Source organism: Spirochaetota bacterium (assembly GCA_017999915.1).
In the GTDB taxonomy this organism is placed as follows: domain Bacteria; phylum Spirochaetota; class UBA4802; order UBA4802; family UBA5550; genus RBG-16-49-21.
The window spans coordinates 43,487-56,341 of the sequence record JAGNKX010000025.1 but is presented as its reverse complement, the minus strand read 5'-3'; the positions used below and the strand labels follow the sequence as shown (position 1 = coordinate 56,341).

Here is a 12,855-nt window from a genome sequence, read left to right as displayed (position 1 = left end):
TTAAATTTCTGCTTCTATTCCAAAAGAAAGAAAATATCTTTCTAAAAGATGACAATGGAGATACGGTTTTGGATTATTCCATCCTGGGTGGGAATATTGAAATAATAAAACTATTATTAAGTAAAGGTTTAAATGTCAACGGAACAGAAGACGGTAGATGGTCACCGCTTATGTCAGCAGTAAACGATGCATATTCAGGGAAAACATTCCGAAATGGAAGAGAGGAGATAATTAAATTTCTTTTAAAAAATAATGCATCTGTAAACTATCAAGATGAAAACGGGAATACAGCTTTAATGTTGGCCATAGATGGAGAAACCATTTCAATGGAAGTTGCAGAAAATTCATGTGACCTATTCAATGATTCAGAATGTCCAAACTTTGAAATTATCAAACTTCTTATTGAAACCGGTGCTGATGTTAATTTAAAAAACCGCGATGGAGAAACAGCGTTAGACATAGCAAAATCTAATGGAAAGCAAGCTGTGATCGATTATTTAATAGCTAATGGAGCAAAAGGAAAGGATAATAGGGACGATGAACTTTTTAATACATGGTTAAAATTACATGATAAATATCGTCAGGCTAAGAAAAACAAGGATTTGAAAGAGATTATCAATTATTGTGAACAAATAATTGAATTAGATTTAAAAGCTAAATCAATTAAAATTATGGTGCCAATTTTCCAAAAAGACCTTGGCGACGCTTATGCAAAACTTGGAAGAAATGAATTAGCAAAAAACTATTATCTTTATGCAATTGAAGGCCTCAAGAAGAAAAGAGAAAGTCCTTTGAACAAACCAGACGATTGGTTGAAAGATATCGAGGTATTACAAAAAATAATTAATAAACTGGTGTGACAAAAAATCAGCCCCCTCGCTTTAATAGTAGCCGTCGAGGATAAAACTTCTTTAAGGTAGGGAATAGAAAGCAGCTACTTTTGCGCGAACTTCACAACGGGGAACTCTTGTGAATCTTGCCGAGGACACCTGGAGAGAGGGTGAAAACCTTAGAAAACCTGATATTTCTGCAGAGAACTCAAAACAGCTCTATTTGACTAAGTGGCTACCTTCCCATAGCACGGAGGAAGCACGAAAATGAACAACGGACAAACAACGATGAAATAGTACAATCCGGGTAAGCCGTTTTTCTTATTTTCTCCGAGAGAAGGTGTGACCAAAAGTGTGACCAACTAAAAAGCACAGTAAAACATATCATTGCATTTTATTACTAAAACCTGAGCAATATACTAAAAAGTGTTGACGAACAAGCACAAAAATACCTCTCTATACATACAGAAGCACACGCGAAAAAGGGTTCCGCTTCTTCCCAAGCTGGACGTCGTGGGTTCGAGCCCCATCACCCGCTCATCACTTTTTCGCCATCCTCCGGTATCGCTCTTTCAGCCTGAAGAGAAAGAGCTGCAGGTAAAACGATATCCTCGTGCCGTACCCCATCGTCGTTATTACGAGCCCCAGCCCCACGAAGGTGACGGTAATAATGCTGAAGCGCCGCGGGAACTTATCCATCACATTCTTCGCGTAATATACGACCGGCGAGCGCTCCGCCGGCAGCTGTATGGAAACCTTCGCGACGTAGGGCTTTGTCCAGGCGTATGCTCCCGAGCCCCTGGCCCCCACGGCATACTTGCACTTCACGCCGATATAGTAGTCGCCGCTTTTCAGGCCCTTCACCTCGATAATCGAACCCTTGTGGTTGACGCGGTCCGCCGGCTGGATGTTGTCATCATTGATATATACCGAATACCCGACGATCGATTCAGGGCGGATATTGGCGGGCACTATGATCGCCTTGAACGAATTGCCGTCAAAAACCCTCCTGACGTCGAAGGGGAACTGGATCATCACGCCCGGCGTCCTCGCGATGACTGGAACCGGAGTCCCGTATTCCCGATAGAACTTGAAATGCTCCTGGTAGTATTTCTGGAATTTCTTCTCTTCCTCGGCGATCCGGTTGAAATAATCGGGATCGACGGCCCGGTCGAGGGGACCGATGATGAAATCGTACGTTGACACCCTGCTGATCTGGTTGGTCTTGTCCACGGCCGCCACGGTGAAAAAGTAATTCCCATCCTCGATGTCGCTGAACGCCGTCTTCAGCTCCGTGGTGAACTGGTCCGGCATCTTGATCGCGTCCCGTGACAGGCTGTACACGAATCCCTTGATGCGCTCCGGCTCATCGATGGCCCAGGAAAAGGCCGGCGCCATAGACGGGGACGGCTTGCCCTGGGGATGCGTCGGGGAAACGATGACGGGCCCCGGGAGCGGGTTGACCGCCAGCTGCAGCTTGTAATGGATGGTGCGGCTGAAATTGCCCGCCCCGTCGACTGCGCGGATATGATAATAGGATATGCCGTCGGTGATATTATCCGTGATTTTCTCCTGGGTGACATTCGGCTTCATGTTCACGACCGTGGGATTGAAGTCCGGGAGGTTGTTGCGAAGGGCCGCGTATCCCGCTATGCCGGATTCGTCCCGGGGAGGTCTCCACTGCATCACGATATAGGGCAGCCGTGACCATATCCCCTCGGGATTCGTTTCGGAAAAAACGACCGGGGCTTCGGCATACACGTCGGTCTGCTTGGCCATGATGACGTTCCGCTCTTCCCAGAAGACCACGAGGCGCTTCCCGAGGGACACCACGACCGGGTTCCGCGACTCGTACCGGGCCTCGGACACCTCGGCTTCGGGGAGGAAATTCCTTTCCCTGACCGAATACTTGCGGGAATAGATCCGCGCCTTCCCCTCGCGGGTGTCATACCAGAGCACCATGATGTCGTTGCCGGAAAGCCCGATGGCCGGGGAATAACAGTTTGCCATGGTGGAGGATGCCGCCAGCGGCGCATCTTTCCACGACCGTCCGCCGTCGACGCCCTTCTTCATCTTGATGGCCCAGTTTTTTTCATCGTTGTTCTGGTACGCCACGTAGAGATCGTTCTCATGGAGAATCAGGGACGGCGCGTCGTTGTTGCCTATGCTCTCGGTGATCTGCTTCTTGATGCTCCAGGTCCGCCCGTAATCGGCGGACTTCATGAAAAAGAGCTCATCGGAAAAATCCTCCTCCTTCCCCTGCCACACCATGAAAAAGTATTTTCCCGAAATCTGGATCGACGGGAAAAAGGCGCCCCGCATGCTGCTCGTCAGGCGGATCAGCGATCCCGTGGTCTTGAACTGTTCCCCGTCGTCGCTAATCGCGTGGAACAGGTTTATGTTGTCAGCCACGCTGCCATGGTAGAAAAGGTGGAGGCGGTTCCGGTCGTCATAATAGACGCGGGGCAGCATTTCGGTTTCCTTTCCCAGGGAAAGCTTTTTCGGCTCGCTCCAGGTGGCGCCGTAATCCTTCGACGTCGAGAAAAAGATCCTGTTCGTCGACTCGGTGTCGATATAGCCGTGCCACATGACCGTAAGGTGACCCGCCGGGGATATGGCAGCGTGGGGGTTCATCGATGTTTTTGACGTTACGCCGGCGACCCTCAGGGAAGGCAGGAAGGTCACGCCCCCGTCGAATGAAAGGGTCGCGTAGATGCCCTGGGCCCCGCCGGCCCTTCCCTCGTACACGGCGGCGATGATATTCCCCCTGGAAGCGACGGTGATATCCCGGGCCACGATGTTAAATGAAGATACCTGGAAGCTTTTCTCCCATCCTGCCGGGTTCGTCAAAACTTTGCTGCTCTGGAAAACAAGGGCGGCGGCGATGGAGAAAACAGCGAAGAGAAAAATCGCCCAGAGGCATTGCCTGACAAAGGCAATGCGAAAATAAAGATTCAATATGTAGGATCCCAGGTTTCTCATTTTAAAATAATTACTATGCTTGATAGTTTTCGGTGCATTCGTACATCTTCCGCTTTAAAGGGCAAGGAGATGCGGCACATTCTCCGAATAATTGTAAAGTACTATACAGCCGGGACCCCTGTCAAGGTATCCCCCTTTTATGATCGCCATTTTACTAAAAAATATTATGCAATTATATTTATTTGTATAAAAAAATATGGGGCAGGCGGCGGATACACACAGGGTCAGAGCCCCCAACGAGTCAGAGCAAAATGTAATTGCCAACCTTTCCTAATCATTATAAATGTGTTTTTTGTTAAAAATAATCAAAAAAGCGTAACAACAGGGCGGTTATCAAACCCTCTATATGGTTTGGGTGGATATGGAGATCAAAGACATAATCAAATCTGACAGCGACAGGCTCTTTATCGTCGATCCTGAATGCTATATAATTTTTACCGGGGAAACAACGGATGACATTAAGCCGTTCATCCGCATCGGCAACTGGAACGATATGCCCGTTGAGCTGATCCCACTGATCGAGAATATCATTATCACCGACAGCCTTATCGGCAACCCGGCCCATGAGCAGTTCAACATCGACGTGCGCCACCTCCCGGAAAACCGCTATATCGGCAGCAAGGCCGTGGTGCGGAAATACCTCGACTACCAGAAGATTTTCGGCCTTGATCTTACCAACGCCTCCGTGGTCGATATCGAGAAGGACCTGCCGGAGCTCTCAAAGGAGAAAAATATTTCCCACAAGGACCAGTTCATCGGCGTCTTCTACCGGGACGGCAACTTCAAGGTGCTCCTGAACAAGAACATCATCTTCGACCTGAACAAGATCATAGAAAAGCCCATAAGCTGGCAGAAATTCCATGACCTCCTTTCGGAAAGCAACCGGGGCACCGCGCGCTACAACGGCTCGGGTCTCGCCGTGATAGGCCATAATCCCTTCTTTTACAACAGCGGCCATTTCTATTCCTACCTTTTCCCGGCCGACTACCTGGGGCCTTTTTCGCTTCTCGGCATCGATCCGGGCAAGGTGCAGGCGATCCTCCATCCGTCACTCAACCTGACCAACATTTCGAAGCTTTTCAAGTGGCTGAACAACACGGGGAGAAAGATAACCATCTTCGCCAACAGCACCGATATCGATCTGGTGAAGCGTCTCTTTTCCCACGCCGTCATCAGGAAGGACGATTTCAGCGGCCTCGCGTACCGGGGCGACACGGGGATCGAGTTCCGGAATTATCCCGGCACCTTTAACATGAAAATAACCTTCTCCGGCGGCGGGTCCGGCGGAAAAGACCTCACCGCCGCCTACATCAAGGGTTCGGCCGGAGTTCGCGACATCATCAAAGAAAAGCCCGATCTCTTCATCATCTCCTACACGGCCTATGAGGACATTGTGATGCTCCTCAGGTCGACGGACATTCCCGTAGTTATTATCGACGACGGCAACAAGCATATCTCCAGACTCGGCGGCGAAGACAAGATCGTCCTCTCCCGGGGAATCCAGTACGAGTTCAGGGCCTTCACCGGCATCGAGGATCTCACCCGCTTGTCGGGTCTCGGCGACGACATCATTGCCCGGATCACCGGTTCGCCGGAAGAGCTGGCGTCGGAAACGGGCTCCCCCTCAGCCGAAGCCATGACCCCGGAACGGAGGCGGGAGCTCTTCAACCTGCTTTCACTCGTGCGGGTACACCTGTACAATACCGGCGACCGCAAGCTTTCATCACAGCTCAGGGGCATTGCCGGGACCCTCTCCCTTGCCGTGGGCCGGTCCTCCGCTGTCCAGGATCCGTCACGGCACAGCGTGGTCCTGGCCCTGTTCAACGGCGCCGTCTTTCCCTTCGTTATTGATTCTAAGGCCGATGCCGGCCTTCGGCTCTTCGACACCATCGGCCCGGACGGCGACTCTTCCGTACGGCCCGGCAACCCCGGCATGGGGGAGTATTATGACCGGATCATCGCGGACCGCGAGCGTCTCCGGTGCCTGATCGACATATATACGCGATCGGAGCGCTACCATGAAAAGAACATGCCGGAGATCGGCAAGCTCAAAGACGCCATCGGCGAGCGCAAGAGCCAGTACCGCGACGAATCGCTGAGCCTTGATAACGCCTGGTCGCGATCCATCGCCTCATCGGCCGTATTGTCATCGGACGAAGATGATACCGGGACCGGCGCCGCCGCCGCCGTAAAGGGACCGCGGAGCGGAGCGGCCGGATCCCGGCTTGACGCCGACGCCGCGGCCGACAAGGGGATGGAAGGCGCGGGAACATCAGCCCCCGCCATGGCGTCTTCCATAATCAAAAAAATAAAAAACCTTCCGGCTGCCGTGAAAATCGCGCTGCCCCTCGGCCTTATCCTTCTCATTGCGGCCGCGGTCCTTTTACTGCGCCATCCGGCGACGGAGGGAACTGACGGATCCGCCCGCGCAAAAAAACGAGTCGTCACCATCAAGGCCAAGGGGCCCGTGATCGAGAGCCGAGATATCGATACGCGGTACCGTCAGCTCGGGCTCCAGCTGAACATAAAGATCAGGGACAACGATATATACCATTACGCCAACGAGGTTGCCGTGAGAAACGGCTATCATAAAATCGCCGAAACGACCCTGAGGGAGCGAAACCCTGACTGGATATACCCGGAAAACGTGTTCATCATGCTGGACAGCCAGCCCGTGGTAGTGAGCAGGGGGGACACCCTCTGGAACCTTTCCAAGAACAAGCTCATTGAATCCACGATCAGGTTCAACGAGCTTTCGCAGCAGTATAATGCCGCCGACGCGAAGAACAAGGCCCGTCTTATCGGGCAGATGAAGCAGTTCGCATATTCAAAGGAACAGCGTGAGGCCCTGAAAAAGGCCGAAGAATCGCTGTCATCGGCCGCGCGCCAGGTGCCGGCGCGATGATAGTCGACAAAAACAAGCACTACTATGTGGAGCCCGTCGAGATCGAGGTATACCTGAAAAAGGCGGGCAAAGTCCGCACTGTCATCAAGGACCTTTTTGTGGAGCTGATCCCCGTGATCCCCACAACGGATAAAAGCAGGGAAATCTTCGAGCACTTCACAACCAAGGACGAGCCCATCGACCTGATGGAGGTTCAGAACGAGTTCCCCGAGCTGATCAAGGCGATATACGACTCCTATTACCAGAACATGGACCTTTTCGAAAAGCTGTCCATGCACTTCAAGTCCGGGGTGGCCGGCAGCACCGACTCCTGGCGGATGGCCCTCTATTTCACGGAGCTCCTGATGAAGTACGAGCCCACCGTGGCCTCGAAGCTTATCGGGGATTTTCAGACGTATAACCTGAATTACCTCATCATCAAGCTGAACCAGCTCAAGGAGCCCTTCCTGCTGGAAGACTCCACCGTCGCCTACCTGATAAAACGCCGGAACATGACCTACAGGGACCAGCCCCACGACAAGGAATTCGACAAGCTCGTCGAGCTGTGGGAGTACAACGTCAAGGAAAAATTCTATTAGGTGGGATCGTATCGCGGCCGGACTGTATTTAAAACGAAGCGATCGAGATGAAGTCCCCGTTGTTGAGTCCCACGAAGGCGGTATCTCCCACCACGGTGACGGGCGTATTAACGCCGGAGGGGAATCCTTCCCGCCAGTTCAGCTCCCCGGTTTTCACGTCGATTGAAAATACGGCGTTGCCGCAGGGCACGAGAATGCTGTCGCGGGAAACATCGGGCCCGGAGATGATGGGGCCCCTGGTGCTGAATTCCCACAGCTTTCCGCCATCATCCGCCCCAAGGGCATAGATCGTGCCGTCTTCGGAGCCGAAGCAGACCGTATCGCCGGCCAGGGCCGGGGCCGACAGGATCCCCTTTTTCGCCCTGAATTCCCACCTGAGGGAGCCGTCGCGGTTGATGGCGTAGAAGGCGCCGCTGTCGCACCCGGCATAGAGGACGCCACGGTGCGCCCTGGGAGACGCGGAGAATATCCTGCCGTCCGTGGCGAAGGTCCACCTGACGCTGCCGTCGCCTGCGTTGATGGCGTATATGTTCGATCGCGCCGTTCCCACGTACAGGACGCCGCCGTCGCAGGTCATGGAGCTGAAAACGCCTTCCTCCAGGTTCCGGCGCCACAGCTCGCCGCCGCCCCGGGAAAAGGCCTGGACCACGCCATAGCTCGTGGCGATAAAGACCCTCCCCCCGTCAACCACCGGCTCGGAGCCGTACAGGAGGGGCCCTTCGATCTTCTTCTTCCAATTGACGGCGCCGCTCTTCAGGGCGATGGAAAAGAGGAACCCGTTCACGGTGACGACGTATACCGCCGAATCATCCGCCGCCGGGGTCGACCGGGCAACGCTCCCCAGGGCAGTGCGCCAGAGCTGCCCGCCGTTCAGGTTCATCCCCAGCAGATAGCCGTTCCTGGTGGTCGCGACGATCATGTTGCCCCGGTGCACCGGCCGCGACATGACCGTTGACGCGAGATTGGTCCTCCAGCGCAGCTTCCTCCCCGGGCGCTTCTCCTTGAAATCCGCCGCGCCCGGGACAAGGCGGGCGTTGATATTTTTCTTTTCTCCGCTCCCCATGGTCAGTGACTGCTTGTATTCGCCATATCCGTCCGCCACGATGGTGATGACGAGCTTCTTGCCGGGAACGGGATTCAACCGAGCCGTGCCGTAGCCGACCAGCTTTGAATTGACATAGATGGCGCTTCCCAGCGTCCCCGAGGTAATGGCCAGCGAGGGCTTCTCTTGCCCGGGGGTCTCTTTTTTTGACGGCCCTTCCTGTTTTTTCTTCGCCGGCTCCTCCTGCCGTCGCCGGGCCATGTCCTCGCGCTTTATTACTGCCGGCTCATCCCGCTTTTTCTTCCCCGGCGTCTCCTGCTTCGTACGGGCGACCTCATCCTGTTTCTTCTTCGGGAGCTCCTCACGCCGGCGGCGGGCCGCGTCATCGCGTTTCTTCTGCGCCAGTTCTTCCCGCTTCTTCTTCGCCAGGTCTTCGCGCTGATGCTGAGCCGCATCCTCGCGCTTTTTCACCGCCGGTTTATCCTGATTGTTCTTCGCCAGGTACTCCCGCCGTTTCCGGGCTATATCTTCCCCTCTTTTCGCGGCCATCTCCTCGCGCTTTTTCCGTGCCTGATCATCCCCCCGCTTCCCGGCAAGGGCTTCCTTTCTTCTCTTTTCCAGCGCCGCCTGTCTCTTCCTGGCCAGCTCTTCACCGCGCGTCCGCCCCTGGTCAGCCTGTTTTATATTTACAGCTTCCTCCATGGGTTTTTTCTCAGGAAGATCTTCCCGCATCCCGGCCTGTTTCCGCCCCGGCGCCTCCGCCGTCCCTTCAACCGGCGCCGCTTCCTCTCCGGTGACGGCGGGCACACCCGGCGCCGGCGCGATCTCTTCGGCGGATCCGACGATTTGGCCGTTTACATTCACGAAGATACTGCGCGTCTCCCCTTCCCCGATCTGACTGCGTTCTTCGTCAAAGAGGCGCACCCGCCAGAAGTACGCGCCTGCCGCAACGCCCTCCATGACCGCAAAATTTTCCGAGGTGGCCACCGATCCGGCGCCGTCAAGGAATCCCCTGTCCCGGGCCAGCTCGATTGTCCTGACCCCCGTGAAATCCTTTGCCGCGCAGGGGAACCGTATATCCGCGCGTTTCTCTTCACCTCCGGAGCCGCCGGCGCGGATGACCCTGGGTAGGCCGGGGATCACCGTGCCCCCGGGCACCACCAGGAGAGCATTGGTGGCGGAAAAAAGCCCGCCGGTTTCGGCATCGGTTGCGACCCGCCAGTAATACCGCTTCGGCTCCAGGCGTCCGCGAAGGGCGAACACGTTCCCCTTCACTTTTTCCCGTATTACGATGTTCCGGAATTCCCTGTCGGTACCCACCATGAAATCATACAGGCCGACCTGGCTGTCGGCACTCCAGCTGAAAAGGACTTTCCCGGCCTTGCCGGTCATGGATGAGCTCAATCGCCTGCCATCGGGAGGCGCTATGAGGACAGGGGCGGTCAACGCCGCCATGCGTTCGATTTTGAATGATGAGACCGCGCTCACCCCTTTATAAGACACGATGCCGCTGTTATTCGACCTGACACGCCAGTAATAGGTCCCGGCCCCGAGGCCGTCCACCGAGATATCCAGGAGCGTCGTCGGGAGGGACCGCTCGATGGCGGAAAAGGCCGGGCTCCGGGATATCTCCACCGTGTAATCGGTCGCCACCCTGTTTTCCCGCCACCGGAAGTTGATGATGGGAGGCTTTACGCTGTATGATATGACTTCGTTATGCGCGGGATACAGAAGCCCCGTTGGCATGTCGCGAAGGATGCCGATCTTCCTTACTTCGCTGTATTCCTCGGCGCCGATTGCGGCGTTTCGCCCCCGGATCCGCCAGTAAAAGCTCCCCTCGCCGAGTCTTTCCGTCAGGCTGTTCCCGGCTGCGGCCCTGGCAACGGCGCCCCTGGAAAAACCGCTGTCCCGCGCGATCTCCAGGACGATCCCCCCGTCATAGCCCCGCGCGTCAGCCCAGGTGAACGTGACCGGCGCTATCGGGGCGGCGGTCACGATGATGCCGTTATGGGCCGGCGACAGGATCTTGAGATTCAGCTTGACTACCTTCGTCCCGGCATCCTTGGTAACAGTGGCCCGCTCATCCTTTTTGATTGTTTTTTCTTCGCTGCCGGATCTGACCGCGGCGCTCCCCTCGGTGACCGTCACATCCAATCCCTTTTCCCCGGACCCGGACAGCCTGACGCCGCCGCTGTTCATGGAAACAACGGCGTCCTTTGACGTGATGCTTATTTTTGAGGCGGCCTCATCGCCGGCCGCCTCTCGATTGGCCGCTATCGATCCGTGGGAAAAGTCGATATTCACGCCCTCCCCGCTCATCGCCAGGAGTATCAGGCTGTTCTCGTCGATGGCGATCGTGGTACCGTCATTGAGCCTGACGACGGCCTCCGAGAGCTCCGCCGTCCGTATCGAGTCGTTGTCGTAGACGGCAACGTTCCGGGCGAGATCCTCCCATATGACCTGGGAGCCGTACTTGCGCTGGACGACCTCTTGCTTGTAGGTTAGGGTGCCGATCCGCTTCGCGCCGCCCGCGTCCACCTTCCGCGCGTAATCCGCGTAGAGCAGCGCCGAGCACCCGGCGATGATCAGGACGCTGGCGCCGACCGCGATCAGATCGGCCCTGATGTTACTTGAGTATTTCATACTTCACTTCATCGGCCGGGGGAGACTCCGGCTTCCCCTTCATGTCGATGCCGAGGAGGCGCCGCAGCCCGTCGATGTTTTTCGGCGCTTCGGGATCGTCCCTCCTGCCGAGGACCGCGTAGATCTGCTGGGGCTCGGCCTTTCCCTTGACGCGTATTTTCTGCATCGGCTCGACGAGGAACTTGTGCCGTATCTGGGCGCAGGTCTCCTGCGATATGAGGATGTCCGTGCCGAAGGGCTTGTTCAGCTGCTCGATGCGGGAGGCCAGGTTGACCGTGTCCCCGATGACCGTGTACTCCATCCGCTCCTCCGAGCCGATCTGGCCCGCGAGGACCGGCCCGGTGTTGATGCCGCAGCCGATCCGTATGACCGGCTTCTTGGGGCCGCCGCGCCCCTTGTTGAAGCCCATCAGCTCGTTGCGCATCATGAGGGCGCCGTTGATGGCGTTCTCCACGTCGTTCCCGTAGGAAACCGGGGCCCCCCACACGGCCATGATGGCGTCGCCGATAAACTTGTCCACCACGCCGTTGGTGACCTCGACGCAATTGACCATCCTGGTCATGTACTGGTTCAGGAACTCGACCACCTCTTCCGGCTCGAGCTTCTCGGAGATGGAGGTGAATTCGCGGATGTCCGAGAAGAATACGGTCGCGGTCTTGCGCTCCCCGCCGAGCTTGACCTTGCCGCTCAGCACCAGCTCAGCGATGTCCTTGCTGACGAACTTTCCGAAGGTCTCCTTCAGCGTTTCGCGCTCCTCGAGGCCGCGCCCCATGGACACAAAGGACCGTGTCAGCTCCCCTATCTCGTCGCCCGACGTCGGCACGATGTCAACCCTGAAATTTCCCTTCTCGATCTCCTTGGTGGCCCCGACGAGTCGGGTAATGGGCGTGGTCAGGGTCTTGCTGAAAAAGTAGACGATGAGGATGCCGAGGTTGAGGACGATGATCATGATCAGTATATTGCGGCGCTGGATCTGATAGACCGCCCTGAAGGCCTTCTCCTCGCTCACGGTGGCGATGACGCCGAGTCCGCCGAAACCGATCTTCTTGAAGGAGCCCAGGCGGTACTCCCCGTCGTCGTCGCGGTAGCGCTTCTGGCCGTTGTCGAGCCTGCTCTTCAGCATCTCCTCGACGATGGGCAGCCTGATGAAATTTCCGTGTGAGAGGACGATCCTGCTGTCGGGATGGGCGATGACGTCTCCCCTGGCGCTCACCATGAAGGTCTCGAAGATGTCCCTGGTCCTGAAGGCCTGGAGGAACCGGTCAAGCTTCAGGTAGCAGACCAGGATGGACGCCACGGAGCCGTCGGCGTTCTTCTGGAACGGCAGGGCCATGGCCAGTGCCGGGGTATTGAAGCTCTTGGAAACGTTCTGTATGACGGCCTCGCCGCCGAAGGCGCCGAGAAACGCCGGGGCATAGGTTTCGCTGATGGCGTCCACGGCCTGGAGGGTCAGGCGGTTCTCATCGAAAAAAGCCCTGCTGTTGACGGACCTTTCGAAGCGGATGCCGCCACCCGCACGCGTGCCGATGCCGACGTAGATCATGTTACGGTCATTGGCGAAAAAAAGGTCGGTGAAAAGGGCCTTCTGCGGTATCTGCTGGATCATGGTGTTTCCCATGAGGTTGAGTTTTTCAACCAGGGCGGCGCAGTCATTCTGCATTTTCTGCGACGTAATATCGGCGATCTTGTGATTGAGCTCGTTGGCCCGTATCTCGTTGTCTGATTTGAAAAAGTAGGTGGCAAGAAGTATCATCCCGGCAAGGGAGACGATAAGTATCAGCGAAATTATCGATATCAGCTTGGTGCGGATCTTTAAATCAGAGAATAACTCTTTAAACCCGGCGAAGGTATCGGCATCGTTGTCCATAAGGCGGT

6 protein-coding genes are annotated in these 12,855 nt (G+C 55.7%); 3 read left to right on the top strand and 3 right to left on the bottom strand.

Going from position 1 to position 12,855, the window contains the following annotated elements; all coding sequences use genetic code 11:
• On the top strand, positions 1-860 hold an 860-nt coding region (locus tag KA369_23695; protein ID MBP7738995.1), incomplete at its 5' end, for an ankyrin repeat domain-containing protein.
• 510 nt (positions 861-1,370) lie between these two features.
• Here KA369_23695 and KA369_23690 read toward each other — a convergent pair.
• Positions 1,371-3,788: an exo-alpha-sialidase gene (locus KA369_23690; GenBank protein MBP7738994.1), complete on the bottom strand. Its 2,418-nt coding sequence runs from the start codon at positions 3,786-3,788 to the stop codon at positions 1,371-1,373.
• Positions 3,789-4,173: 385 nt separating this feature from the next.
• Here KA369_23690 and KA369_23685 point away from each other — a divergent pair, with 385 nt between their 5' ends.
• Together KA369_23685 and KA369_23680 are read left to right on the top strand one after the other, a co-directional pair.
• Positions 4,174-6,717, top strand: a complete 2,544-nt coding sequence (locus tag KA369_23685; protein ID MBP7738993.1) for a hypothetical protein — start codon at positions 4,174-4,176, stop codon at positions 6,715-6,717.
• The gene (locus KA369_23680; GenBank protein MBP7738992.1) at positions 6,714-7,295 is read left to right on the top strand and encodes a hypothetical protein; all 582 of its coding nucleotides are present in this window, start codon (positions 6,714-6,716) and stop codon (positions 7,293-7,295) included. The genes KA369_23685 and KA369_23680 overlap by 4 nt, the downstream gene beginning before the upstream one ends.
• A 28-nt stretch (positions 7,296-7,323) precedes the next feature.
• Here the strand turns inward: KA369_23680 and KA369_23675 are convergent, their stop codons facing one another.
• Together KA369_23675 and KA369_23670 are read right to left on the bottom strand one after the other, a co-directional pair.
• Positions 7,324-10,980, bottom strand: a complete 3,657-nt coding sequence (locus KA369_23675; GenBank protein MBP7738991.1) for a PQQ-binding-like beta-propeller repeat protein — start codon at positions 10,978-10,980, stop codon at positions 7,324-7,326.
• Positions 10,964-12,847: a HAMP domain-containing protein gene (locus KA369_23670; GenBank protein MBP7738990.1), complete on the bottom strand. Its 1,884-nt coding sequence runs from the start codon at positions 12,845-12,847 to the stop codon at positions 10,964-10,966. The genes KA369_23675 and KA369_23670 overlap by 17 nt, the downstream gene beginning before the upstream one ends.
• Positions 12,848-12,855: the final 8 nt, after the last annotated feature.

Excerpts from the sequence above, each read along its gene's own strand:
- KA369_23685 (MBP7738993.1), top strand. The coding sequence starts at position 4,174 with ATGGAGATCAAAGACATAATCAAATCTGACAGCGACAGGCTCTTTATC.
- KA369_23670 (MBP7738990.1), bottom strand. The coding sequence starts at position 12,847 with ATGGACAACGATGCCGATACCTTCGCCGGGTTTAAAGAGTTATTCTCT.
- KA369_23675 (MBP7738991.1), bottom strand. The coding sequence starts at position 10,980 with ATGAAATACTCAAGTAACATCAGGGCCGATCTGATCGCGGTCGGCGCC.
- KA369_23680 (MBP7738992.1), top strand. The coding sequence starts at position 6,714 with ATGATAGTCGACAAAAACAAGCACTACTATGTGGAGCCCGTCGAGATC.